The sequence below is a fragment of the Acinetobacter sp. NIPH 542 genome (genome assembly GCF_000369825.1).
GTDB lineage: Bacteria > Pseudomonadota > Gammaproteobacteria > Pseudomonadales > Moraxellaceae > Acinetobacter > Acinetobacter oleivorans.
In genome coordinates, this window is record NZ_KB850206.1 from 829,547 (window position 1) to 856,249 (window position 26,703).

Here is a 26,703-nt window from a genome sequence, read left to right on the forward strand (position 1 = left end):
AAAAAAGATCGGTTCCTCTTCTTAAAAAGAATTAGTGCCAATGTATGTACATTTAGTCATTGTGGTTGAACTAAACTGGTGCAACAATCCGTAATTTAGGAAAACATATTTACGTTATGCGCAAAAATCTCGATGGTGGACTATTGCATGCAATGCATGCATTCCTGAAAGTGATTGATAGCGGGAGTTTCACAGCAGCAGCTGAGCAGATGGATCTGACCACAGCACAGGTTTCACGTCTTATCAGCGAGCTAGAAACACGCTTAGGTACAAAACTCATACAACGCTCAACGCGCCAGCAGGCACTGACCGATATTGGTGCGACTTATGCAGAGCGCTGTCGCCAAGTCATTTCAATGGTGGATGAAGCAGAATCAGAAGTAACAGGAACGGCATCTAAACCCAAAGGGCGTTTACGTGTGTTAAGCATGGGAAGCTTTGGGCATCATTATGTTTTTCCAGTAATGGCCGAGTTTTGTAAGCATTACCCTGAACTAACCGTGGAATATACGACTTCACAGTACGTTCCAGACCTATTGGCAAAAGGGGTGGATGTCAGTCTTTATCTGACTGAATCATTAACAGATTCTCGGTTTGTTGCACGCAGAATTGGGACCATTTTTTCTGTTTTATGTGCATCACCTGCATATTTAGAAAAACATGGTGTGCCGAAGTCCCCAGAAGACTTAAAAAACCATGCCTGTTTACGCTTAGTAAACCCATCTATTACACCAGATTGGCACTTGTTAAATGCAAAGGGTGAGTCTTACCAAATTGATACTGGCGGGCAACTCATTGCAGATAACCCTGAGTTATTGTTGGATGTGGTGCAACAAGATATGGGCGTGGCGTTATTGCCGATGTTTTCGGCTTTAGATGCAGTTCAGAATGGAAGATTATGTCATATCTTGCCAGAGTGGCGTTCGCCTGATATAGGAGTTTATACCTTATTGCCTTCACGCCATTTTATTGATGCTAAAACGCGTGCATGGTTAGATTGGGTGGAAGAATATATTTCCCCAAGAATTGAAATGGATGCATCTTATTTTTATAAATAATGAGATAAATTTTTTAAGGACTAAGATAGAAAAGGATGAACAATAATACGGATTTAGAATAAAAATAGGGTAGAAAATGCTTCTGTTGAGAGAGGCATTTAATACAGAGATGAATGATAAATTTTAAAAAAATTACATGAGGGATTTAGTCCCAATTCTTGAACGAAATGAGATAAAGATTAGACGTGATAATCTGGTACTCGGCCTAATATTAAGCCTTATACCAGATGCTGAGCTACTTTAATTGATGACTAGGCACACTTGGTTTGCCAATAAGCATTTGCATAATTCGACAAGCTTTTTCGGTTTAATACATTGCTAATATTTTGGCTGGCTTGCATTAGCTTTTCTAAGTCAATGCCAGTTTCAAAGCCCATGTGTGACAGCAAATAAAATAGATCTTCGGTCGATACATTGCCAGAAGCACCTTTGGCATAAGGGCAACCGCCAAGTCCTGCAAGAGACGAATCAAAAACACGAATGCCTTGTTGTAAAGACTGATAAATATTGGCAATCGCCATGCCATAGGTGTTATGGAAATGCCCAGCCAAAACCTTGCTGTCGAGTTCAGCGAGGCATGCTTGCCAAACCTTTTGAACGCGATCTGGTGTTGCGGTGCCAATGGTTTCACCTAAAGACACTTCATAGCAGCCCATGTCATAGAGCCGTTTAACAACTTTTACCACTTGTTCAGGAGCAATTGCGCCTTCATATGGACAATCGACTATACAAGAGACATAACCACGCACACGGATGTTATGTGCTTTTGCTGCGCTCAGAACATCGCTAAATTTTTCAAAGCTTTCATCGATTGAGCAGTTGATATTTTTACGGGTAAAGCTTTCAGAAGCTGCGGTAAACACCGCAACCTCTTTGCATCCTACCGCTTGAGCAGTTTCAAAACCTTTGATATTGGGGGTGAGCAAGCTAAATTGCACATCGGTTGTTTGGGGTAATAACTTAAATAGCTCGTCACTTTGAGCCATTTGTGGCACCCATTTTGCCGAAACGCATGAACCCACTTCAATTGATTTTAGGCCTGCATTTATCAAGTCATTAATGAAATTTAAGCGTTGTTCGACCGTTAAAGCCTGCTTTTCGTTTTGGAGGCCGTCTCTGGGACCGACCTCCACGATTTTGACAAACTCACTCATGCAACTTCCTCCTGAGCAGGCTGAAATTCCACAAGTTCATCGCCAGCTTTGACCTGATCGCCGACTTGGAAGTAAGAGTCTAAAATCAAGCCATCTTTAGGCGCACGAATGGTATATTCCATTTTCATTGCTTCAAGCGTCATTAAAATATCGTCTTTCTTCACGCTATGATTTGCACTTACCAGCACTTGAGTGACCACACCTGGCATTGGGGCTTTCAGGTGGCCTTCATCGGCTTGGCTATCTGCTTGATTAAAGTCTTGGCGAATATAAGCAAACTTGTAGCTTTGTCCATTTTGGAATAAGGTAATACCTTGCTGACTTTGGTTAAAAGACAGCTTTTGCTGAGTCCCACCAATTTGAACAGAGGCCGTATGCGCATCAATCAATTGGCCAGAAATCGTGTAGCATTGACCGTTATATTCTGCGATGAAGCCATCTTCATGTGAGGCAAATTTGATTTGGGTATTCTGATTTAAATAATTCAGTTTAATACTGTGCTGATAGGCAATATTTAAACGCCACAGTGGTTGAGCCTGCCAAAGCTGTTTTTGGCTTGAGCTGTTGTTATTAAGTTTACTTAGAAACTCAATAAATGCCGCTGCCACCACCAGTTCAGGTTTGATCTCTTCAGGGCTAAACAAGAAGTTTTGTTCACGTTGAATCAGGTTAGTATCAAGCTTGGCTTGTTTAAACGATTCGCTACGAACAATTTTTTCAAGAAAAGCAATGTTGTTGCCTAAACCATCGACATGGAATTGGCTTAAGGCATGCTGCATTTGAATGAGCGCAGCTTCACGGTTTTTACCCCATACGATCAGTTTAGCTATCATCGGGTCGTAATAGGTTGTGATTTCATCGCCTTCAACAATACCGCTGTCTACACGTACATATTGGTTTTGAGTTGGGTAGTGTAGATAGTCAATTTTACCAATGGCAGGTAAAAAGCCTTTTTCTGGTTCTTCGGCGTAAATACGTGCTTCGAGCGCATGCCCGTGAATTTGTAATTCGTTTTGTAGTTTAGGTAACGGTTCGCCATAAGCTACACGAAGTTGCCATTCAACCAAGTCTTCACCGGTAATCATTTCAGTCACTGGGTGCTCAACTTGTAAGCGGGTATTCATTTCCATGAAATACGCCGTACCGTCTTGTTCCACAATAAACTCGACCGTACCGGCACCGACATAGTCTACTGCACGTGCAGCATCAATTGCCGCCTGACGCATCGCATCAAGCTTCTCGCTTGGCATTTGTGGAGCAGGGGCTTCTTCTAATACTTTTTGGTGGCGACGTTGCACAGAGCAGTCGCGCTCAAACAAGTGCACATAGTTACCGTGTGTATCACCAAACACTTGTACTTCGATGTGACGTGGTTGAATCACATAACGTTCAATTAAGACATCATCATTACCAAAGCTCGATTTAGCTTCGCGCTTACAAGAAGCTAATGCATGTAGAAAATCTTCACTACGTTCAACCAAGCTCATGCCTTTACCGCCACCGCCAGCACTAGCTTTGATTAAAACTGGATAGCCAATTTGGTCTGCCTGTTGTTTTAAAAAGTCGGCATCTTGGTTGGTTCCGTGATAACCCGGTGTTAAAGGGACGCCTGCTTTTTCCATTAAAGCTTTAGAGGTTGCTTTTAAACCCATAGCTAAAATGGCATCGACTGGCGGGCCAATAAAGCAAATATTGTGTTGTTTGCAAGCGAGTGCAAACTGGTCATTTTCAGAAAGGAAACCGTAGCCCGGGTGAATTGCTTGGCTGCCTGTATCAATCGCTGCTTGAATAATGCGGTCGGCTTGTAAATAACTTTGCGTTGCAGGGGACTGACCAATATAAACCGCTTCATCGGCAAGTTTGACATGTTGTGCATTTGCATCTGCATCTGAGTAAACAGCAACCGTTGCAATCCCTAATTTTTTAGCTGTACGAATCACACGGCACGCAATCTCGCCACGGTTCGCAATTAAAATCTTTTCAAACATGATGATCGTCCTTAATTGTTGTTATTCGAGTTAGAAACCCAAGCAGGCTGTTGTTTATTTAAAAAGGCACTCAGACCTTCTTTTGCCTCGCTGCCTTGACGAACTTGAGCAATATGATGTGCTGTCTGCTGCAGCAAGTCATTGCTCATGGTCTGGTTGCTCACCATTTGAATGAGTTGTTTTGATGCCGCTTGAGCATGCGGACCACCGAGTAATAGAGCATCAACAATTTCTTGAACTTTTTTATCTAAGTCTTCAGCATCTGCAACTTCATGTGCCAAGCCAATGTGTTTGGCTTCACGTGCTGAAATTCGCTCGGCAGTTAAGAAGTAACGAGAAGCTTGTCTTGCACCAATTGCACGAATTACATAGGGGCTAATGGTAGATGGAGCAAGCCCTAAACGAACCTCAGATGTTGCAAACTTGGCATCAGTGCTGGCAATGCAAATATCACACGCTGACGCTAAACCCATACCGCCCCCAAAGGCAATGCCATGCACTCGGGCAATGGTCGGTTGCTTAAGTGTTGCAAGTGCATCTAACATTTGTGCAAGTTTTAATGCATCTGCTTCATTTTCTGCTGAAGATGCCTGACCTGCCTGCTTCATCCAGTTGAGGTCGGCACCTGCCGAAAAGCTTTTGCCGCGACCCGCTAGAACGACCACACGTATATCATCACGTGTATGGATTTGTTTAAAGCAAGCATGCAGCTCTTCAATGACTGTGGTGTTGAATGCATTGTGCAATTCAGGGCGGTTCAGCCAAACATAGGCAACCTGACCTTGTTGTTCGAGTTGTAAAAATTGATAGCTCATATACACCTCTTACATGCGGAACACGCCAAATTTGGTTGGCTGGATTGGAGCGTTCATAGCAGCTGCAAGGCTTAAGCCAAGTACTTGGCGAGTTTGCGCTGGGTCGATTACACCGTCATCCCAAAGGCGGGCAGAAGCATAGTACGGATGGCCTTGGCGCTCGTATTGTTCACGAATTGGTTGTTTGAATTCGTCTTCTTGTTGCGCTGACCACTCGGCACCTTTTTGCTCAATCTGATCACGTTTTAAAGTCGAAAGTACGCTTGCGGCTTGTTCTCCGCCCATCACAGAAATACGAGAGTTTGGCCATGTCCATAAAAAGCGTGGTGAATAAGCACGGCCACACATGCCGTAGTTACCCGCACCAAACGAACCGCCAATAATTAGGGTGAGTTTAGGTACATTTGCGGTTGCAACTGCCATCACTAATTTGGCGCCGTTTTTTGCAATTCCTTCATTTTCATACTGACGACCAACCATAAAGCCCGTAATGTTTTGTAGGAATAACAATGGAATATTGCGCTGTGTGCATAGCTCAATAAAGTGCGCACCTTTTTGTGCAGACTCAGAGAATAAAATCCCGTTATTGGCAATAATCCCGACTGGCATGCCATAGAGCGAAGCGAAACCAGTAATCAGTGTTGAACCAAAACGTGCTTTAAACTCATCAAAACGAGAGCCATCTACAATACGTGCAATGACTTCACGTACATCGAAAGGTTTACGTGCATCACTTGGCACCACACCATAGAGTTCCGATGCATCAAATAATGGTTCATCAACTTGTTTATTTAAGTCATTTGGCTTTTTATTTAAGTTAGCAACAATGTTACGTGCAATCGCAATTGCATGTTCATCATTTTCAGCTAAATGGTCAGCCACACCTGAAAGACGTGTGTGTACATCACCACCGCCTAAATCTTCACTGCTCACCACTTCGCCAGTTGCAGCTTTTACAAGAGGAGGGCCACCTAAGAAAATCGTACCTTGGTTACGGACAATAATGGTTTCATCAGACATGGCAGGAACATAAGCACCACCTGCGGTACAGCTACCCATTACTACAGCGATTTGGGCAATACCTAGGCTCGACATACGTGCCTGATTGTAGAAAATACGCCCAAAGTGATCACGGTCTGGGAAAACCTCATCTTGCATTGGTAAATAGGCGCCGCCTGAGTCCACCAAATAAATACAAGGCAAGTGATTTTGTTCAGCAATTTCTTGTGCGCGTAAATGCTTTTTAACCGTAAGTGGGTAATACGTTCCACCTTTAACCGTTGCATCGTTGGCAACGATCATGCAAGTGATTCCGTTGACTTGACCAACACCTGCAATCACACCTGCGGCAGGAACATCATCTTCATAAACGTTGTACGCTGCCAACTGACCAATTTCTAAAAATGCCGTACCGACATCAATCAGTTGATCAATACGTTCACGAGGTAAAAGTTTACCTCGAGCCAAATGTTTTTGACGGGCATTTTCACCGCCGCCTAAAGCAATATGCTGTGCAACTTGTTTTAGATCTGTGACCAATGTTTGCATGGCTTGCTGGTTTGTTTTGAAGTCTTCACTTCGAACATTAATCTTGCTTTGTAATTGGTTCATAAGATGCGTCCTTATTTATAATTATTATTTGGTTTCATTGAAGAGTTCGCGGCCGATCAGCATGCGGCGAATTTCAGAAGTTCCGGCACCAATTTCATAAAGTTTTGCATCGCGCCATAAACGCCCAGCAGGGAATTCATTGATATAACCATTACCGCCTAAAGTTTGGATTGCTTCACCAGCCATCCATGTTGCTTTTTCGGCAGCATATAAAATGGCACTTGCAGCATCTTTACGTAGGCTGCGGTCATGGTCAGCTTTATCACATGCAGCACCAACAGCATAAACAAGAGCTTTACATGCCAACCAAGTTGAATACATATCGGCAAGTTTGCCTTGCATAAGTTGGAATTCACCTAAAGCTTGTCCAAACTGTTCACGTTGGTGTAAGTATGGAATTACCACATCTAGGCAGGCATCCATAATGCCTAAAGGTCCGGCACTTAAAACTGCACGTTCATAGTCCAAACCACTCATGAGTACTTTTGTGCCGTTACCAACACCGCCGAGTACGTTTTCAGCAGGTACTTCCACATTGTCAAAGAACAGCGGGTAAGTGTTAGAGCCACGCATACCGAGTTTGTCTAAGTGGTTGCCGTGACTAAAGCCTTTCATGCTTTTTTCAACTAAAAAAGCAGTCATGCCTTTTGCACCAGCTTGCGGATCAGTTTTAGCGTAAACCACGAGTACATCTGCATCACCGCCGTTAGTGATCCACATTTTTGAACCATTTAAAACGAAGTGATCACCTTTTTGTTCAGCACGTAATTTCATGCTAACGACATCAGAACCCGCATTCGGTTCAGACATCGCAAGGGCACCCACATATTCACCGGAAATCAATTTTGGTAAATACTTTTGTTTTTGCTGCTCGTTACCGTTACGGTTAATTTGGTTTACACATAAATTAGAATGAGCACCGTAAGACAAACCAATGGCTGCCGAAGCACGAGAAATTTCTTGCATAGCAATAATATGAGCTAAGTAACCCATATTGGCACCGCCATATTCTTCAGAAACCGTCATGCCTAAAAGGCCCATATCTCCGAATTTTTTCCAGAGATGTGCAGGGAATTTGTTGTCTTGATCAACTTGTTGGGCAATTGGTGCAATTTCCTTTGCACAAAAAGCGGCTACCGAATCTTGAAGCGCAATTAAAGTTTCATCTAGACCGAAATTCAAGCTGCGTAGGTTCATGATATTTTCATCCTATTGGTTATATTTGTTGTCCATAAAATATTTTGTGGGTATTTGATAAGTAACATACAATGATTTTTTGAAAAAGTGAATACAGATTCATAAAATGATTTACAATTCATTTTATTTGTTAGAGAATAAATTATGAGCTATAAACGATCATCTTTAATGCAAGAGCGGATGGAGCAAAATCGTAAATCGATTTTGAATTCAGCCAGAAAAATAATTTCAGAGGGAGGATTTAAAGACGCGCAAATACAAACAATTGCAGAGCAAGCGGGTGTATCTAGTGGACTGGTTTATCGCTATTTTGATAATAAAAGCCAAGTGCTGATTGAAGTTTTGTCCGAGGCTATTAATACAGAATTATTGGTGATTGATTCGATTACCGAAAGTGAGTTATCGGCAAAGCAGAAATTACACAAGGCGGTGGCAACCTTTGTAAAACGGGCACTGAATAGTCCTCAGCTTGCATATTCACTCATGTTTGAACCCGTCGATTCAACGGTTGAACATGAGCGTTTTCGTGTGAAGCAATTGATTAAACAAAGTATTAAAAAAATACTTGCGGATGGAAATGCAAGTGGTGAGTTTGTCTTGGATGATTTAAACACAGCAGCACTTTGTGTTGTCGGTGCCATGACCTATGTGGTAGTTGAACCCCTAGACCCAGCTCAAAATACAAAGTTTGATCATGCGCACAAAGACTATTTTTCAAAACAGATTGCTGACTTTTGTGTAGATGCTGTGCAGAAGAAATAGGGCATATAAAGGATAAACATTACAAAGTAGGCGGTTTGGAAAAGTAGTTGCAGTAACAACAATTAGATCAGGTAAGAAGAGAATTAAAAGAATCAAGGAGAATGATTCAATGCAACAAGAACGGTTAAGTTACGCCTCGGGACCAAGCACACAGCCCTTATTGGGTATGACCATTGGTGAACAATTCGATCAGGCCTGTCGGCAATATGCTGAAAAGGAAGCAATCGTCAGTTTCCACCAAAACAGACGATTAACCTATAAAGCTTTACAGGATGAAGTAAATGCTTTTGCTTGTAGCCTTTTAAAATTGGGATTAAAAAAAGGAGATCGATTAGCGATCTGGTCACCTAACTGTGTGGAATGGACGGTAACCCAATTTGCAGCCTTTAAAGCAGGGATTATTTTAGTCAATCTAAATACAGCTTATAAAAGCCATGAACTTGAATATGTGTTGAATAAAGTCTCATGTAAAGGATTGATTATTGCTTCTCAATTCAAAACCACTGATTACCAAGAATTACTCACAAAAATTGCCCCTGAGTTAACCAACAGTTCAGATAAAGTGCTCAGTTCAGCGCGACTGCCACATTTAAAATTTGTCATTAAAATTGATGACCAACAACATACGGGTATTTATCGCTTTAGTGATTTAGTCACCACACCAACTTCTGAGCAGCTTGAACAATTAAAACAATTAGCGAAGCAACATCAGTTTGATGAAACGATTAATATCCAATTTACATCAGGAACAACAGGTAACCCTAAAGGGACCATGTTGACCCACCATAATATTTTAAATAATGGTTATTTTGTCGGTGAAGGCATTCGTTTAACCCCTCAAGATAAAGTTTGTATTTCTGTGCCGTTGTTTCATTGTTTCGGCATGGTCATGGGGAATCTGGCATGTGTGACACATGGTTCAACCATGGTCTATCCATCGGCGGTATTTAATCCTTTAGAAACTTTAAAAGCGATTCATCAAGAACGTTGTACGGCAGCTTATGGCGTGCCGACCATGTTTATTGCTACTTTAGAACATGAACAGTTTAATGAATTTGACCTGTCGAGCTTAAGAACAGGAATTATGGCAGGTAGTCCTTGTCCACGTGAAATTATGCAACGTGTCATAGACCGAATGCATATGTCTGAAATCACGATTTGTTATGGTATGACTGAAACCTCGCCAGTGAGTGTGCAAAGCTCGGTAAATGATTCGATTGATAAACGAGTAAGCACTGTTGGGCATGTTCATCCGCATGTTGAAATTAAAATTGTCGATTTAGAAGGGCAGATTGTTCCGCAAGGTACTTTAGGTGAGCTATGTGTTCGCGGTTATTCAGTGATGGCTGGCTATTGGGGCGAAGAAGAAAAGACCAAAGAGGTCATTGATTCAGCTGGCTGGATGCATACGGGTGATATTGCCGAAATGGACCAAGACGGTTTTATTAAAATTAAAGGCCGTATTAAAGATGTGGTGATTCGTGGTGGGGAAAATCTCTTTCCAAAAGAAATTGAAGACTTTTTATATACCCATCCAGATGTAAGCGATGTACAAGTCATTGGCTTACCAGATGCCAGATATGGCGAAGAACTTTGTGCTTGTATTATTTTGCATGACCATCATCAAATTGATGAAAACAGTATTCGCCAATTCTGCAAAGAGCATATTTCTCATAATAAAGTGCCGCGTTATGTCCGATTCTTTAATGAGTTTCCAATGACTGCTTCAGGCAAAGCGCAAAAGTTTAAATTGCAGGAAATTATGCGAGCTGAGCTTAATTTAACTGGAAATGTCTTTGACTAAAGAAGTCGAAAGCCCGTTCAAAGTGCAGCAAACTATAAATTTAAAGGCAGTTTAAATAGAGGATAAAACAAAATGGCAAAAGACTTTAATAGCCCCAAAGTAGTCGAAGGATATGACGAACATATTCGTAAATTAATTCCAGGTTATGAAGTCATCCATCAACAGGTGGATGCCATTTTACAATCGGTGTTGAAACCTAATGCTCATATCTTAATTGTGGGTTGTGGTACGGGGTATGAACTCGAATATTTACTTAAACGACATCCGAACTGGAAATTTACAGCAGTTGATCCATCTTTGACCATGCTGCAAAAAGCCCAAGAACAGGTTGAACTTTTAGATAAATCTTCACAAGTAACCTTTGTTCACGGTGAAACTTCGGCTTTGCCTCTGGAAAATTGCTTTGATGCTGCACTTTCTATTCTCGTAGCGCATTTTATTGCAGATGAGATAAAACCTGTTTTTTTTAAAGATATTTATGATCGCTTAAAAGAAAAAGCGGTTTTACTTACTTACGATTTAATGACGTGTGTAAACCCACAGCAGCTTCAAGCACTACGTTATTTATGCTTGGATCAAGGTTTAACGGAAGACCAATGTCAGAAAATGTTAGAGCGTATGGCACAAGACTTTTTTAGCTTAACTACTGAAGGATATATAAAACTTTTGCAAAAGACTGGTTTCGAGAGTGTACAGCCGTATACGCAAATTTTGACGTATCAGGGTTTTATTGCAAAAAAATAATGTCAGTAGAGACAAAGGAATATTGTCTTAACACCTAAATATTCTCAATGAGGATGAGAATATAAAAAAACGAAAAAATTAGAAGAACTAGCTTTACCTATAACACATTAAAAAGTGGCCTCAATGCTGCTTAAGGGAGGTTTTGTCTAAAAAATATGAGGAAGACTTTCTAGAGGAAGAAAGTCTGATGTTTAAGAGCCTGTTTTAGATAGGTATATAACAAAAAGGATGTCGAGATCTTTAAGTCTAATTAAAGATCAAAAAAGGAAAGTTTTATGATAAATGCTTTAAATACAACGGTTCAAAAAAGCCTATTGGCAGTTTCTGTGACCCTGTTTGTGTCTTCTGCTTTTGCAGGTCAAACAGATCCTGAAATAGAACAACTTCGCCAAGAAGTAAAAGAACTACGGGCTATGCTACAAGCCAACATGCAAGCTCAGAAATCTTTATCGCAACAAAGAGTAGAGCTAGCAACTTCTGCAACGCCCCAAGCTGCTCAGCCTACAAAACAAGTGTTAACTAAGTCTGGCGCAGAATTTAATTTATACGGTTATATACGGGCAGATGCTTCTTATCAAATGAAGGGGGCATCTACCATGTATAACAATATTAGTGGGGTTCCACTCGAAAATACCCCAGAAGAATCTGCCCAGAAGGACCAATTACACAGTACCGTTAATGTGACACGTTTCGGGTTGAATTTTAAAACCCCAACTGCTGCGGGTGATGTGGGCGGGAAACTTGAAATGGACTTCTTTGGGGCTGCTACTCGGGATCAGTTTCGGATACGCCATGCTTATTTAACGTTTGATAAATGGCTCATTGGTCAAACGTGGTCAACATTTATCGCACCTGAATATTATCCGGAAACGATTGATGCAGGCACATTTGTAGGCAGTGCATTATTAAGATCGCCGTTGGTTCGATACAGCGATAACATTACGGCAAATACCAGTTTTGCAGTCAGTGTGGAAGACCCGAAATATACTGCGACAACTGACCCTGACAATAAAATGCGCTTACCAGCTTTGGTAGGACGCTTAAATCATAAATTTGCCAATGGTTCGATGTTATCTGCCCGTAGTTTAGTTGCCGAAAAAAGAACTAATAATGATGAGCAAGTCGCTTGGGGTGTGGGCTTCGGAGGTAAATATCAAATTACGCCTGACACATTACTCAAAGCCGATTACTACCATGTCAAAGGAGATGGGCGTTTCTTGCTATGGAGTAATAGCGGCTATGCGATAGATGATCAAAATAATATGCATAGCAATGAATTTGATACCGTTTCTTTCGGTATTACTCATCAATTTACGCCACAAATTCGTTCAACCTTAGCTTATGGCTATATGAAAGCCAAAGATGATAACCGTTTTGCTGAATTACAACGTAATAGCACCACCCAAAATAAAGAGCTTTGGCAGGGCTGGGTGAATGCACTTTATAACCCATACAAACCAATTACCTTGGGCGTCGAATATGTTTATGGCGAACGAGAAACTTTTGATGGCCGTAACGGGATTGATAACCGCTTCAATATGATGGCGAGTTATGACTTTTAATTTATTCAACAAGACCTTGAATAATCTGTTTTTTCTTTAGGGTGCAATATGTCGTTTTAAAAAATTAAATATGAATTTATCTCACAGAGGAGGTGAGTAAATGACAACATCTAAATTAAATGTAAATGAAGTTATTGATCAGGCCCGATTTACCCCTTTTCACTGGAGCATTTTGCTTTGGTGTTTATTAATTATTGTTTTTGATGGTTATGATCTGGTGATTTATGGCGTTGTACTGCCTTTGCTCATGCAAGAGTGGTCGTTAACAGCTGTACAAGCGGGGATGTTAGCAAGTACAGCATTATGCGGAATGATGTTTGGGGCAATGTTCTTTGGAACTTTGGCAGACAAAATAGGCCGTAAAAATGTGATTTTAATTTGTGTCACTCTTTTTAGTGGTTTTACCTTTTTAGGTGCTTTTGCATCAAGCCCACTTGAGTTTGGGGTACTTCGGTTCTTGGCGGGGCTAGGTATTGGTGGGGTCATGCCAAATTTAGTTGCACTTACATCAGAATATGCACCTAAACGTATAAGAAGTACGCTGGTGGGGACCATGTTTAGTGGTTATGCGATTGGGGGAATTCTTTCGGCCTTAATTGGTAGTTATTTGGTTGAAAGTCAGGGGTGGCAAATTATGTTTTTAATTGCTGGTATTCCACTATTTTTATTACCTGTCATTTGGAAGTTTTTACCTGAGTCATTAACTTTTTTAGTTAAAACAGATAAAACTGAACAGGCACATAAAATTATTCAAAAAATTTCACCTGAACAAACACTAACAACCCATACGCAATTAGTGCTTAATGAAGATAATGTTCCAACAGGCAGTTCTGTAAAGGGATTATTTCAACAAGGCCGTGCCTTCAATACACTCATGTTCTGGCTCGTATTTTTCATGTGCTTACTCATGGTGTATGCCTTAAGTAGCTGGTTACCAAAACTCATGCTGGCAGCAGGGTATTCACTCGGAAAGAGTATTTTATTCTTGCTTGCTCTAAATGTTGGCGCAATGATCGGTTCAATTGGTGGAGGTATTTTGTCTGATAAATTCCATTTAAAACCGGTAATTATGGGAATGTTACTGGCAGGAGTTTTAGCATTAATCGGTTTAGGCTTTAAGTCACCAGCCTATGTTTTATATGGTTTGGTGACCGTTGCAGGAGCTGCAACGATTGGGACCTCAATTCTGCTTTATAGTTATGTTGCACAATATTATCCATTAAGTGTGCGTTCTACTGGGATTGGCTGTGCCTCTGGTGTTGGTCGAATTGGGGCAATTGTTGGTCCAATCTTAACGGGCTTGTTATTGGGTTTAGAATTGCCACATAAAATGAATTTTGTGATGATCGCAATCCCTGCAATTTTAGCGCTTTTCGCCGTCATGGTTTTAAGACGTTACGCAGCTGAAAAACAGCCGATTACTTCAAAACTTACCGCCGAGTTAGAGGGTAATTAATCCATATGGATACAGGTAGGAAACAAATTCCTACCTGTATCTGGACGTTTTATTTGTTAACTAGCTGGTTTAAATCAACCAGATTTGCCATTTGTTGATTCCCGCGATCATTAGGATGTAAATGATCTCCAGAATCATAAATTGGATTTAATCGGTCAGAATGTTTTGAATCTTTTAAGCCTTGCTCAAGATCAAGAACCCCATCAAATGTTTTACTGGTTCTCATCCAGTGATTAATACGCTGGCGTAATTCATCTTTGTTAGGCTGATAATAGTTATCTAAAGGTGTATTAGGTAAAGCGCCTGAAAAGGGAAGTAACGTCGCCCCAATCACTTGAATACCTTGCTCATGAGCTTCCTTTACAACACGTTTATAACCTTCAGTTAAGGTTTCAAACGACGGTATTTGTTGTTTAGGTGCAAAAGCTGTACCGGGCCATGAAATATCATTAATACCAACTAAAACAATTAAAGTTTTAACACCTGAGTATTGAAACACTTCACTGTTTAAACGTTTTAAAGCACTGTCACCCATACCGTCTGTAAGTAACCGATTTCCTGAAATTCCACTATTAATGACAGCCACTTGATGTGGCGATACGCGCTTAGCTAAAAAGTCAGTCCATCTCGTATTTGCATCTAAAGTTGCAGTTGCGCCGTCAGTAATGGAGTCTCCAATGACCGCAACAACGTGTGCTTTACGTTTCGGTTTTACTTCAATAGCCGATAATAATAACCGTGCAGTTGTTGTTTTGGCACTGCTGGGCGTATTTAAGTTCGCGGTCTGATTGCCAGCAATAATCCAACTGGTTTGTTTCGCATCCCAATGAAAAGTTTTAAATGTAGTCGGCTTTTGAATAAAGGTATTTACCATTAACTGTGCATGATCGGGAACTGGTAATTGGATTGGATCACTAATCAGTTGTTTGCCAGGTAAAATTTGTGCTTTAAGTTTCCCAGAAAAATAAACAGGATAAGTACTCTTAGCTTTTAGACTTTGTCCTTTGATTAGTCCCACAGTTGTTTTATCAATAGATAACGGTTGATCCCCATATTGATTGGTAAAAACGAGCCTAACAGCTTCACCACCTAAACTAATTTGGCTGATTTGTTTGATGGTCTGATTAGATATTTGCTCTGGAATATTGGTCGGGAAAACGAAATCTTTATTCCAGACTTTTTGGGGGCTGGCTGCCCAAGTGGTAATCCATTGGCTCTTTTGTACTTCTGCTTGTGCAAAGCTCGTAAATAAAACGAGAGAGAATAGGGCGGGTTGATAAAGTTTCATCTCGTGAACTCTTTAAAACGAATTAAAGTTATCTTGAAACAAATTGCTGGCTTGTTATAGCGACATAAGCGGAATAAGATTTGTGAATGAAATTCATAAATGGCTTTTGTTATGTCATATTTTGATATTAATCGGTCTGGCGAGTTGGCAATTTTTATTCGAGTGGTCGAGCTTGGGAGTTTCTCTGCCGTTGCAAGAGCTTGTGACATGACGCCGTCTGCGGTCAGTAAGTTAATTTCTCGGTTGGAAAAAAGACTTGGCGTTAGATTGCTTAACCGTTCAACACGCCAGTTTCAGCTTACCAGTGAAGGATGTCAGTTTTATGAGCAAGGCATTCATATACTCAATAACTTAGATGAACTAGAGCAATCAGTTACTGCAAATCACATGCCGCAAGGGCGAATTAGAGTTCATACCAGTCTTTCATATTGGACGCATTTTTTATTGCCTTGTATTTCTCGATTTAACGAGTGCTATCCACAAATTGAATTAGAGGCTCATTTGAGTGATGAAGTCATTAATTTAGTTGAGCAACGGATTGATGTTGCAATTCGGACAGGGCCTTTAAAAAGCTCAAATTTGGTTGCTCGCTCACTCGGAAGCACGCAGAAACATTATGTCTGTTCACCTGCATATATTGAAAAGTATGGTTGTCCGCAGCACCCAGAAGAGCTTTATGAACATCAGCTTTTAGATGTAAGTTATCAGCGTCAGAATAAAACATGGTTGTTTAAAAAAGATGAGCAAGAAATCACACTTGCACCTACTCAAGTCCTGAGAGTAAATCATGGAGAAGCAATCTTACAATTAGCGCTTGCAGGTGTTGGCGTTGCACAGCTTAATGAATTCCAAGTTCGAAAAACGCTAGAGCAAAAACTATTGGTTAAAATTCTTGAAGACTGGAATATCAATTCTTCTGAAGAATTTCATGCTGTTTGGATAGGACATGACAAATATGTCCCTAAACGCGTAAGGGCATTTTTAGATTTCTTGGTAGAGCAGGCAAAGGTTAGTTAATTAAGTTTTTTCTGGCACTTAACTGACATTGGTGCATGGTTTCATTCATCGTTTCCACAAAGTGCATATCCGCATCAATATTTTGTAAGCTTACTTTAGGTAAGTTTTCTACAAATTGTGGCGAATAATGTTCTTCTAAAGAGTTATAAATACAATTACATTGTGAAAGTGCGCGTCCTGCCCAAACACAATGTCTGTTAAATTCATTTTTACTGATAGATCTGCAACCTAATAAACTTATAGAACTTATTAATAGGATGCTCATTAAAACAATACGATATAAAAAAAACATCATAATTGCTCTTAGTTGGTTGTTGTTATCGTTCGATTTGGTATAGAGATGTTCTAATCTTTAATTGGCGTTTAATCTTGAGATTTTTTCCGTATAAAGATAAAAGTTTGGATAGGTGAAAAGATGGTAGGAATTCTTTAAAAGTGTTTTAAGCTGAACGATAAGATAATAAAGATGAAGAAAAATAAAATGATATAAAATAATAGTCATTAGAGACTCCTTGATAAAAGAAGTTACGCCCAATCACTGCTATTAATTATGGTGGTGAAACGAAAGAGGGTTAGCAGACTGATACCTAAGAAACCAGCACACCCGAAGGTGTCCCACTCCCGTTCCTCCGTCAAAGGCACGAGGGGCTCCACACCAAAAAACGTGTTTTTAGTGCTCTTAGGTAGACGGTCTGCTAAAACCGACTGACAAAATAGGTCAGCGGGAGCATCATAAGCTGAGTGTTAAAGCCGGTCAATTGCAAAAATAAAAGATTGGTTTATATAAACAAATATTAATATTTTTAAATTTTGATTAATAAAATAACTGATTATTTGGTATTTAAAGGTTTGATTAATTATTATACCTAATCTTTATAATTGAGTTTTAATGTTTATATATCAAATATTTATTAATTGTTAATTTATATATTGTTTGTAATCATTGACTTAATAAGACACAAACTCGGAAAGGATGAATAATTTTACTTTCATGAATATGATAATCTGAATTAATTAGCTAATGCCAAAATTTAATTAAAATATCAATTGCAAGAATGATATTTTTTGATCATTTATTTAATTTTGATTTTTACAAAAGCTTGCATAATCTACAAAAGTTAAGAGAACCACTGCGGTAGGTCAACAGAAGATAATGTTATTCATAAGCTTACATCTTAAGATTAATCAGGGTGATCTAAATGTTAAGAATTTTTTGTGCTGTGAGTATGGTATTTGCAATCGCGATGGGTATGAGTGCTTGCCAAGATCGACATTCAACAGATGATGATGGAACACATGGCTCTAATGATCCAACTGTTCCTCAACAAATGGATAAAAACTCATAATTATTTCATCTAAGAAAACTCACTTCTATGTGAGTTTTCTTATCGTTAATTTCTATAAAATATGTAACATAATAAAAAAGATAATTATATGAAAATATAAGATTAATCAATGAATTAGATAAATATTGTCTTTTTAATAATTTGTTGTTACTGAATTGTTTCGCTATTAAATTATAGTTTCAAAAAATTAATAAAATAAACACAATAAATTACTTATATTCATCCAAAATTCATTTTAATGATGAGAGTTTTATAAAGGTAAGGATATGCCCCAGTACTTAAGAATAGCTGAGAAAATCTATCAAAATGTTAAAGAGAAAAAAGGCTTTACCGATGAGCCTATGGAGGACCTTAACAATTTGATGATTGAACTCAGACATGAGCTTAAGGGGACAAAGCTTAAGCTTTTATACAATTACATTGATTTTGCTGACTTACTGATTAAACCCTTACAGGAATCTAAAATTAAATTGGATTTAAGCCTTATTCCAAAAAGTAAAAATACACAAGAATTTGTGCTGTGGCTTGCAGGTTTTATTGAAAGAATTACTACAGGCGGACAAGAAAAATTACCGCCAATTCAGACTAAAGTTGCTGTACCTGACTACGCCTATGAAGAAACACATTCTTCTCCAGTAAAACCAGTTAATAATGGAGAAGAAATTATTGAATATTTTAAGAAAAAAGAAAGTTAAATAGTTGCATATAAAAAAAGCCTATTTCCGAGGGCCAATCGGAAATAGGCTCTTAATTTTTGGACCAAAAGAGAATGTTATAAAAACAACTTATCTTCCATTCCATGCATCTTTAATTGCTTGTTTAGCATGTTCCCATTTTAAACGAGATTCAGCTTTGAGTTCTTCCCACTTTTGTTCCAAACCGCCTTCGACATCTTCAAACTGAGTGCCTTGTTCCGATTCAGCACGTGCACGATGACCTAATTCATAGGCTGTCGAAAAGTCTCGGTCATAATCGAGATCGGGAGTAGTAAGCTGAGCTTCTTGATAATAAGGACGAGTAAGGTAACTTTCGCGCCAATAAGTGTCAGAATAATTATGGTCGCCGGCTGGCAGTCGTGCGTGATCGCTATTTTGATCTGTCATCAGTTTTTCCTCATCTATTATTTAATTTTATGCTTATGGTAAATTTAGGAAGGTGAGGGCACCTTCCTAAATAAAATGAATGACCGCATCAAATGACATTTAAGTCAGCATCGGATTAGCGTTGCTGATTATTGTTATTTGAGTTTTGTTGGCCTGAATCTTTTTGATTCGAGCCTTGTTGTTGGCGGCGATTGTCATTTTGCTGTTGTTGCTGATTGTTTTGTTGCTGTTGATTGCCGTTTGGCTGTTGCTGATTGTTGCGGTTGTCATTTTGCTGTTGTTGTTGCTGTTGATTATCGCGTTGATTGCTTTGATTATTAGTAGTGCTCATCTTTAATTACCTCATATCATTTATGATGTGTGTTTTATCTGAGAGCTTCAGATAGGTTTATTAAAACATGAAAATTTTTAATGTGTAGCCTTCGGGTGTTACCCTATATTTAACTGTAAATTTAAAAATTAAATAAAACATTGATTTCTATAAAATGTAACTTTTATCATTAAACATAATTAATATGAAGATAGATAAAATTACATTTGAGCAAAATAGTGTTAAATAAATGCAATGGTCATTTCTAAATGTGTATATGTTATCTTTTATTAAAATGAATTTATTTTTTATTATCTAATATTATGTATTCTATATCTTTAGAAATGCAATAAATAAGTTGTCTAATTTTAAGACATGGTAGGCCTTTAAATAGTCGTCTAAAGTTGTAAAAATTATTTTTATAATAAATAGAATAAAAAAAGGTGCCTACTGGTTTTTCTTTAGTCTCAGAACCTCCCTTTTTTAAGAGGCCTGTGCAGGCAATATAAAGATCGGCATGTAGGAGTTCTTTGCCTTTTTTGATCATCTCTACAGTGACTTGCATCGACTCCGGTGTATATTTTTCAATAAGTTCTGAAGAGATATGAAGTGTATTTTCTTTGACACGTAAGTCATAGCTGACTAAGCTTCCAATAAGAATATCACCTGAGTAGGGACTTAAAGAGAAGCGATAAGCTAAATAGCCAGCCGAAGCACTTTCAAAAAGTGCAATTTTAATTTTTTCTTGTGCGAGTAACTTGCAACATGAATTAAACATTGGTTTTCTCCTTAAAACTGTTTTTAATTTAGTTATAAGATTATTTTTAATTTATTTTTGTTAAGTTTTTAAACTTTATGATTTTCAAAGTAACTCAAGTGTAATTAAAATTTATTATTTATAAAAACAGATGTTTAAATAATTCTAAAGGTGAGAATGTAATTTTGTGTTATTTTTTATCTAATTGAAATTTAACACTTTTAAAATTATGAGTTATTTCTTAATAACGTAATATAACAAAGATAGGCTGGGATTATAGTTTAGCTGAAGTATGGTAATTTATATCTCACTAAAGGAGAATAGAAATGCCTGTTGTAGTGAAAGAAAGATTATTAGACTTATTACAAGATAATCAACAAAACTATTACGAATTATTTGTTTTTTTCCTTGATCCTGATATTTCTAGTTTTGAAAAAGAAAAGAAAGCAAGAGATTTTCTTAATAAAGAAATTGATAAAATAGATCAGAAGGAAATTGATTTTCCTGCAACTATAAATACGGTTAAAGAATGGTGTGAAAACGATAATAAACAAAATTGTGAATTATTTCAGACTTACCTAAACCGTAGACAAAACGGGGGGGAGAGAGAGTATTTTAAAAATGTCGGTCAGGCATTCGAATTTTTAATTAAGGTTTCTCCAACTAAAAAAGTAGATGGTGCATGGCTATATAGTTCAGTTCACTACTGGAATGATCCGGTTTTTCATGACCTCATTATTACTTATTTGGAAGAGCTGGGACTAGGTGAGCCGAAAGCAAACCATGTCTGTATCTATGATGACTTGCTACGTAGTCTGGGACTCGATAGTTTTGATCTGCTATTAGAAGATGAATATTATCATAATGCCGTGATTCAGCTGGCGCTTGGTTATGCTCCACCTGAGTTCATTCCTGAAATTGTCGGCTTTAATTTAGGTTATGAGCAACTGCCACTGCATCTACTCATCAGTAATTATGAGCTTGCCGAACTGGGTATTGATTCTAAATATTTTAATTTGCACATTACTATCGATAACATTGATAACGGGCATGCAGATAAAGCAATTAAAGTTATAGAAAATATTTACGATAAATACAGAGATAAAGAACTTTTCTTTAATAAATTGAAGCGTGGTTTTGCGCTTAATGGTCACGGTGTTTCATCTTCAAAAATTATTAAAAATTTAAATCTTGAAGATTTAGTCCTTAAAATTTTAAAAAGAAAAGCGCTCGTGGGTCAGCTCATTCATAACGAAACTAGACAGTTTGGATGTAAAACGATTAACCAATGGTTATCAAATCCAGAAGACGTTAAAGGGCTAGTTACACATCTTATTGATCACAAGTGGATTAAATTTAATACCGACCCTGAACAGAGTGTGTTCTGGCGAATGATTAATGAAGAAAATGGAAAAATGTTTGGGGTATTTAATCCTGTAGAACGTCAAATTATTCATGACTGGATTGCTGGTAATGATCATTCTTCTAACTTCTTGGCTTATAGCAGGGAATTAAAGAATAGCCAGCGCATTCAAGATTATCTCTTTAGCTATATTTCCGATGGCGAACAGGATGCACTACAAGAGCGTGTTCAGAAATCACATGATCTTGCTATAAAAATATGCAAGCTGACTCCGTTTTTGGCCCCAGATTCACATCATAAAAGCATTGGACTTTGGAGTACTCGTAAATACGTCGAACTCCTTTTTCCATATTTAAGTTCCTTTAACAAAACTAACTCTTGAAGTTTTTTAACTCACCCCACGTTTAACTTTAAAAACATAGGTAATGAACATGACTGATAATGTTAAATCAACAAATAAAACAAGTGAAATGGCTGGTGCTGACGCTGCAAATAAAGCCAATACTACCCAAAAAACTGAACAGTTAGACTCAGTCAGAGACGATGCAACCAATGAAGCATTAACCACAAACCAAGGCGTTAAAATTGCTGATAACCAGAATAGTTTAAGAGCAGGTATTCGCGGTTCGACGCTATTAGAAGACTTTATTTTAAGAGAGAAGATTACTCATTTTGACCATGAGCGTATTCCCGAACGTATTGTTCATGCGCGCGGTGTAGGTGCACATGGTTACTTTCAAGCGTATGAAGGAAATGAGCGCTTAACAAAAGCGGGATTTTTAACCGATCCAAGCATTCAAACTCCAATTTTTGTACGTTTCTCAACAGTGCAGGGACCACGTGGCTCTGCTGATACCGTTCGTGATATTCGTGGTTTTGCGATTAAATTTTATACCCAAGAAGGTAATTTCGATTTAGTCGGCAACAATGCACCAGTATTTTTTGTGCAAGATGGTATTAAATTTCCAGATTTTGTTCATGCGGTAAAACCTGAACCAGATACAGAAATGCCAACAGGGGCAACTGCCCATGATACTTTCTGGGATTTTGTGTCTTTAGTTCCTGAGTCAGCTCATGCAGTAATTTGGGCAATGTCGGACCGTGCTATCCCACGTAATCTACGTTCAATTCAAGGCTTTGGTGTTCATACATTCCGTCTTATTAATGCCCAAGGTAAATCTCATTTTGTAAAATTCCACTGGACCCCTAAACAAGGTTTAAGTGCTTTAGTGTGGGATGAGGCTCAAAAACTTGCAGGTAAAGATCCAGATTTCCACCGTCGAGATCTTTATGAAGCAATTGAGAATGGGGTTTATCCTGAATGGGAGTTGGGTGTACAAATTGTCGAAGAAGAAGATGAAATGAACTTTGACTTCGATTTATTAGACCCAACCAAAATTATTCCTGAAGAGTTGGTTCCAGTGACTCCAATCGGCCGATTTGTTTTAAATAGAAATGTAGATAATTTCTTTGCAGAAACAGAGCAGGTGGCTTTCTGTCCGGGACACATCGTGCCAGGAATCGATTTCACAAATGACCCACTTCTACAAGCACGCCTATTTTCATATACCGATACGCAATTAAGTCGTTTGGGTGGACCGAACTTCCATCAAATTCCGATCAATAAACCGGTATGCCCATTCCATAACAATCAACGTGATGGTATCCACCAACATACGATTCACAAAGGGCAGGCTTCATATCAACCAAACTCAATTGATAATGATTGGCCAGCAGAAACGCCACCCGCCGCTTCAAATGGTGGTTTTGAAAGCTATCCTGAACAAATTAGCGGGCATAAACTTCGTCAAAGAAGTGAAACCTTCTCCGATCATTTTTCACAACCGCGCCTTTACTACAAGAGCCTTGCGCCTCATGAGCAAAAGCATGTGGTCGATGCCTATACTTTTGAATTAAGTAAAGTACAACGAAAACACATTCGTGAGCGCCAAGTTCAACAAATTTTGGCAAATATCGATCTCGACTTAGCTCGACAAGTAGGCGCTAACTTAGGAATTGAAGTTCCTGATTTGACTCTAGATTATAAGAAAACCGCAGTTGAAAAATCGGCTAAATTATCTTTCTTGGCTTTCCCACCAGAAGATATTCAAGGCCGAAAAGTTGCTGTACTTATTCATAACCTTGTGAAGTCAGATACACTTGAAGCTATTAAAAATTGGGCGATTAAAGAAGGTGCAGTTGTTCATTTACTAGCGCCGAGCTTGGCTCCAGTAAAAGACCATAAAGACAACATTATTGTGGCTGATGGTATGCAAATGGCTGAACCTTCAATTGCTTATGATGCGGTAATTATTCCTGATGGCGATAACTTAAATGCCGTGCTGCAAGATGGCGTAGCGCGCCACTATGTTCTTGAAGCTTACAAGCATTTAAAGCCAATTGCGTTTTTAGGTAATAAATCTGATTTGCTTGAACCGCTAGGTTTAGTTGCCGATGAAGGTACTTTAGTTGAAGATGAATTCCAGCCTATTGCTGAAAAATTCAAAAAACTGATTATGGCTCATCGTGTTTGGTCACGAGAACAAATAGCTGCTCAGGTACCAGCTTAATAAACAAAAAAAGCCCTGAAAGATTTATCTTTCAGGGCTTTTTTATATCTTAGGGATTAACCATTTACGATTTGACCACCGTTTACATGAATCACCTGACCTGTAATATAACTTGCATCATCTGAAGCAAGGAATAGGTAAGCAGGTGCAACTTCACTTGGTTGTCCCATTCTTCCCATTGGTGTGTCTTTACCAAATTCCTTAACGGTTTCTGCATCGAAACTGCTTGGGATTAATGGGGTCCAGATTGGACCTGGTGCAACACCATTTACCCGAATTCCTTTTTTCTGTTTCATTAAATTGTTTGATAAGCTACGTGTAAAAGTCGTAATCGCACCTTTGGTACTTGCATAATCAATAAGCTCATCATGGCCTTGATAGCTGGTAATACTGGTCGTATTAATAATACTGTCGCCTTCTTCCATATAAGGAATAGCTTCTTTAGTAAGATAAAACATTGGAAAAATATTAGTTTTAAATGTTTTTTCTAATTGCTCATTACTAATACTTTCAATTTCCTTTTGTTGATATTGCACGCCAGCGTTATTCACTAAAATATTAATTTTTCCATAATGTTGTAGAACTTTATCAATATCGAGTTTTGCAACATCTGGGTCAGAAATATCACCTTTTAATAAAAGGCAATGTTGTCCTTCTCTTTCAACAAGTTGTTTAGTGATTTCGGCATCCTCATCTTCTTCAAGATAAAGGATTGCAATATCGGCACCTTCACGGGCAAACAATACTGCGACAGAACGACCTATACCACTATCGCCACCACTAATAACGGCAACTTTATCTTTTAACTTATCGCTACCTTTATGAGAGCTTTTTATAATCTCAGGTTCAGGATGCATTTTTTCCTGATCGCCTGGTTGATGAGATTGAACTTGTGCAGGTGCGGATGTTGGATACTGATTTGTTGAGTTTTCCATACTTCAAATACCTCGGTTAAACATCTAATTTATAAATAGTGCGCTGTTACTACGTAAATATGAGTAAAATGAATTTTTTAATAAGTTGTCTTTGTTATTTTATTTGTAAGGATGTAAAAAAATATTTTATATTTAAAAGTTAAATAATATCCATTAATTTGATTTTGTTCTTATCAATCATACTTTCAATAATAGATCTATTGCCTGTATCTTCTAACCAGTTTTCAATAGGTATATTGTTGGATAAGTCTAAAATTTCTTTAATAATTTTTTTAGCACCTTCAATATTTTGTGTCTCTTTATTATTTTTAATAATGATATTGTCAAGCAATAATTTTATGTCTTCTTGCTCTATATTCTTTGACTTAATAATATGTAAATCTCTTTGGAAGGGATGGCTCGCATGCGGAGGATCTAATCTATAGCTCCATTCTTGGTCATAATTTTGCCATGAATTCTTAGACTTAATATGCCCAAGTAAAATTTCTGGGATAGAAATATGAATGTATTGTAGTGTTGACTCTTGATCTTTTAATTGCATGGCTAAACTACTCAAATTGCCTTAATAAAACTAGTTTTAAATATTCATATTAATCTCTCAAGTAATTTTCTTTTGAAAATGTAATGATATATATTATTGTTTTTTATTGAAAATAAGTGTTTTACTCTGTGTTTGTTTAAGTAAGTATGTTTCATTATTTTAATTTTTGTTTATAGTTAAGCTGTTTTGTTGTTTGCATAGATATTTTAAATCTGTTTGTAAAAATATATTGTAATGTGCAGTTAAGTAATAATAAGTGAGCTAATTATTTAAAAAGTAAAATGTGAGAAAAATTAGAATGTATAAAACTTTATTTAAATAATAAAGTTATAGAATTTTTAATCTTTCATTTTATATACATTTAAATTGATTGATACAGTGCATCGGTAGGAAAATATTATAGATCTTCTATCTTTATTAAATCCGTTAATCAAAAGCGGTAGTGACTATAATTAAATATAGGAAGATATAACTATGGCTAATACTAGATATGAAGATGATGATAACAATAGTACAGGTACTTCAAATCGTGGATTTGCAAGTATGGATCCTGAAAGAGTTAGAGAAATAGCCAGCAAAGGTGGGCGAGCAGCCCATGCCAGTGGTAATGCGCATGAATTTACCTCTGAAGAAGCTCGTGAAGCTGGTCGAGCTGCGCATGCAAGCGGTAATGCACATGAATTTACATCTGAGGAAGCTCGTGAAGCGGGTGCCTTAAGCCATAAAAATGGTGGTAGCGGTCGTAGCCGCGATGATGACGATGACGATGATCGCGGTAGCCGCTCAGGTGGCCGAGGACGTGGCCGCAGCCGTGATGACGATGATGATGACGATCGCGGCAGCCGCTCAGGCGGACGAGGACGTGGCCGCAGTCGTGATGACGACGATGATGACGATCGCGGTAGCCGCTCAGGTGGCCGAGGACGCGGTCGCAGTCGTGATGACGACGATGATGATGACGATCGCGGTAGCCGTTCAGGTGGCCGAGGACGTGGCCGCAGTCGTGATGACGACGATGACGATGATCGCGGTAGCCGTTCAGGTGGCCGTGGCCGCAGTCGTGATGACGACGATGATGACGATCGTGGCCGTTCAGGTGGCCGAGGACGCGGTCGCAGCCGTGATGACGACGATGATGATGACGATCGCGGCAGCCGCTCAGGTGGTCGAGGCCGTGGCCGCAGTCGTGATGACGACGATGATGACGATCGTGGCCGTTCAGGTGGCCGAGGACGCGGTCGCAGCCGTGATGACGATGATGATGACGATCGTGGCCGTTCAGGTGGTCGAGGACGCGGTCGCAGCCGTGATGACGATGATGA

At 38.7% G+C, this 26,703-nt stretch carries 23 protein-coding genes and 1 pseudogene; 12 read left to right on the forward strand and 12 right to left on the reverse strand.

The window, feature by feature from the left end; genetic code table 11:
- Positions 1 to 116 precede the first annotated feature (116 nt).
- Positions 117 to 1,058 (forward strand): LysR family transcriptional regulator, encoded by a 942-nt coding sequence (locus F886_RS09430; protein ID WP_005304208.1) that lies wholly within the window; start codon positions 117 to 119, stop codon positions 1,056 to 1,058.
- 251 nt (positions 1,059 to 1,309) lie between these two features.
- Here F886_RS09430 and F886_RS09435 read toward each other — a convergent pair whose 3' ends face one another.
- From F886_RS09435 to F886_RS09455, 5 genes are read right to left on the reverse strand one after another with little or no spacing between them, the layout of a single operon-like run.
- Positions 1,310 to 2,212, reverse strand: a complete 903-nt coding sequence (locus F886_RS09435; protein WP_005304211.1) for a hydroxymethylglutaryl-CoA lyase — start codon at positions 2,210 to 2,212, stop codon at positions 1,310 to 1,312.
- Positions 2,209 to 4,200, reverse strand: coding sequence for an acetyl/propionyl/methylcrotonyl-CoA carboxylase subunit alpha (locus F886_RS09440; RefSeq protein WP_005304214.1), 1,992 nt, complete (start codon positions 4,198 to 4,200; stop codon positions 2,209 to 2,211). Before F886_RS09440 ends, F886_RS09435 begins: the two co-directional genes overlap by 4 nt.
- Positions 4,201 to 4,211: 11 nt before the next feature.
- Entirely contained in the window at positions 4,212 to 5,015 is an 804-nt protein-coding gene (locus tag F886_RS09445) for an enoyl-CoA hydratase/isomerase family protein (RefSeq protein ID WP_005304216.1), read from the reverse strand.
- Positions 5,016 to 5,024: 9 nt separating this feature from the next.
- A complete protein-coding gene (locus tag F886_RS09450) occupies positions 5,025 to 6,626 on the reverse strand; it encodes a carboxyl transferase domain-containing protein (RefSeq protein ID WP_005304219.1) in 1,602 nt (533 codons plus the stop codon).
- Positions 6,627 to 6,650: 24 nt separating this feature from the next.
- Positions 6,651 to 7,823, reverse strand: coding sequence for an isovaleryl-CoA dehydrogenase (locus F886_RS09455; protein ID WP_005304222.1), 1,173 nt, complete (start codon positions 7,821 to 7,823; stop codon positions 6,651 to 6,653).
- A gap of 144 nt (positions 7,824 to 7,967) precedes the next feature.
- Between F886_RS09455 and F886_RS09460 the strand changes: the two genes are divergently transcribed.
- The 5 genes from F886_RS09460 to F886_RS09480 all read left to right on the forward strand — a co-directional run bounded on the left by F886_RS09460 (position 7,968) and on the right by F886_RS09480 (position 14,151).
- The gene (locus tag F886_RS09460; protein ID WP_004793061.1) at positions 7,968 to 8,585 is read left to right on the forward strand and encodes a TetR/AcrR family transcriptional regulator; all 618 of its coding nucleotides are present in this window, start codon (positions 7,968 to 7,970) and stop codon (positions 8,583 to 8,585) included.
- Between the two features lie 109 nt (positions 8,586 to 8,694).
- Complete coding sequence (locus F886_RS09465) at positions 8,695 to 10,389, forward strand: AMP-binding protein (protein WP_005304226.1); 1,695 nt, start codon at positions 8,695 to 8,697, stop codon at positions 10,387 to 10,389.
- A gap of 72 nt (positions 10,390 to 10,461) precedes the next feature.
- The gene (locus tag F886_RS09470) at positions 10,462 to 11,133 is read left to right on the forward strand and encodes a class I SAM-dependent methyltransferase (RefSeq protein WP_005304229.1); all 672 of its coding nucleotides are present in this window, start codon (positions 10,462 to 10,464) and stop codon (positions 11,131 to 11,133) included.
- Positions 11,134 to 11,411: 278 nt separating this feature from the next.
- Positions 11,412 to 12,695, forward strand: a complete 1,284-nt coding sequence (locus tag F886_RS09475; RefSeq protein WP_085942788.1) for a DcaP family trimeric outer membrane transporter — start codon at positions 11,412 to 11,414, stop codon at positions 12,693 to 12,695.
- A gap of 100 nt (positions 12,696 to 12,795) precedes the next feature.
- On the forward strand, positions 12,796 to 14,151 hold the full coding sequence (locus F886_RS09480) for an MFS transporter (protein WP_005304236.1): 1,356 nt from the start codon (positions 12,796 to 12,798) through the stop codon (positions 14,149 to 14,151).
- 49 nt (positions 14,152 to 14,200) lie between these two features.
- Here the strand turns inward: F886_RS09480 and F886_RS09485 are convergent, their stop codons facing one another.
- Positions 14,201 to 15,439, reverse strand: a complete 1,239-nt coding sequence (locus tag F886_RS09485; RefSeq protein ID WP_005304239.1) for an SGNH/GDSL hydrolase family protein — start codon at positions 15,437 to 15,439, stop codon at positions 14,201 to 14,203.
- Positions 15,440 to 15,550: 111 nt separating this feature from the next.
- On the opposite strand from F886_RS09485, the gene F886_RS09490 reads away from it, so the two are divergent.
- Positions 15,551 to 16,456, forward strand: coding sequence for a LysR family transcriptional regulator (locus F886_RS09490; protein ID WP_034591303.1), 906 nt, complete (start codon positions 15,551 to 15,553; stop codon positions 16,454 to 16,456).
- Here F886_RS09490 and F886_RS09495 read toward each other — a convergent pair.
- Positions 16,449 to 16,751, reverse strand: coding sequence for a hypothetical protein (locus F886_RS09495; protein WP_005304244.1), 303 nt, complete (start codon positions 16,749 to 16,751; stop codon positions 16,449 to 16,451). The two genes, F886_RS09490 and F886_RS09495, sit on opposite strands and share 8 nt — an antisense overlap.
- Positions 16,752 to 17,655: 904 nt before the next feature.
- Between F886_RS09495 and F886_RS20355 the strand changes: the two genes are divergently transcribed.
- On the forward strand, positions 17,656 to 17,802 hold the full coding sequence (locus F886_RS20355) for a hypothetical protein (RefSeq protein ID WP_005304246.1): 147 nt from the start codon (positions 17,656 to 17,658) through the stop codon (positions 17,800 to 17,802).
- Between the two features lie 266 nt (positions 17,803 to 18,068).
- On the forward strand, positions 18,069 to 18,497 hold the full coding sequence (locus F886_RS09500) for a hypothetical protein (protein ID WP_005304249.1): 429 nt from the start codon (positions 18,069 to 18,071) through the stop codon (positions 18,495 to 18,497).
- 90 nt (positions 18,498 to 18,587) lie between these two features.
- On the opposite strand, the gene F886_RS09505 is transcribed toward F886_RS09500, so the two are convergent.
- From F886_RS09505 to F886_RS09515, 3 genes are all read right to left on the reverse strand, one after another.
- Complete coding sequence (locus F886_RS09505; protein WP_004793048.1) at positions 18,588 to 18,905, reverse strand: hypothetical protein; 318 nt, start codon at positions 18,903 to 18,905, stop codon at positions 18,588 to 18,590.
- A gap of 115 nt (positions 18,906 to 19,020) precedes the next feature.
- Complete coding sequence (locus F886_RS09510) at positions 19,021 to 19,236, reverse strand: hypothetical protein (protein WP_005304252.1); 216 nt, start codon at positions 19,234 to 19,236, stop codon at positions 19,021 to 19,023.
- A 280-nt stretch (positions 19,237 to 19,516) separates the two neighbouring features.
- A complete protein-coding gene (locus tag F886_RS09515; protein ID WP_005304255.1) occupies positions 19,517 to 19,993 on the reverse strand; it encodes a CinA family protein in 477 nt (158 codons plus the stop codon).
- Positions 19,994 to 20,298: 305 nt separating this feature from the next.
- Between F886_RS09515 and F886_RS09520 the strand changes: the two genes are divergently transcribed.
- Together F886_RS09520 and katE are read left to right on the forward strand one after the other, a co-directional pair.
- Positions 20,299 to 21,717 (forward strand): iron-containing redox enzyme family protein, encoded by a 1,419-nt coding sequence (locus tag F886_RS09520; protein WP_005304259.1) that lies wholly within the window; start codon positions 20,299 to 20,301, stop codon positions 21,715 to 21,717.
- Positions 21,718 to 21,760: 43 nt separating this feature from the next.
- Entirely contained in the window at positions 21,761 to 23,905 is a 2,145-nt protein-coding gene (gene katE / locus F886_RS09525; protein ID WP_081402142.1) for a catalase HPII, read from the forward strand.
- Positions 23,906 to 23,961: 56 nt separating this feature from the next.
- Here katE and F886_RS09530 read toward each other — a convergent pair whose 3' ends face one another.
- Together F886_RS09530 and F886_RS09535 are read right to left on the reverse strand one after the other, a co-directional pair.
- A complete protein-coding gene (locus tag F886_RS09530; RefSeq protein ID WP_005304264.1) occupies positions 23,962 to 24,840 on the reverse strand; it encodes an SDR family oxidoreductase in 879 nt (292 codons plus the stop codon).
- A 139-nt stretch (positions 24,841 to 24,979) separates the two neighbouring features.
- Positions 24,980 to 25,381 carry a DUF6367 family protein gene (locus F886_RS09535; RefSeq protein WP_005304267.1) on the reverse strand — a complete coding sequence of 134 codons (402 nt, stop codon included), beginning with the start codon at positions 25,379 to 25,381 and terminating at the stop codon, positions 24,980 to 24,982.
- A 474-nt stretch (positions 25,382 to 25,855) separates the two neighbouring features.
- On the opposite strand from F886_RS09535, the pseudogene F886_RS09540 reads away from it, so the two are divergent.
- A pseudogene (locus F886_RS09540) lies at positions 25,856 to 26,703 on the forward strand (KGG domain-containing protein); the annotation flags it as partial.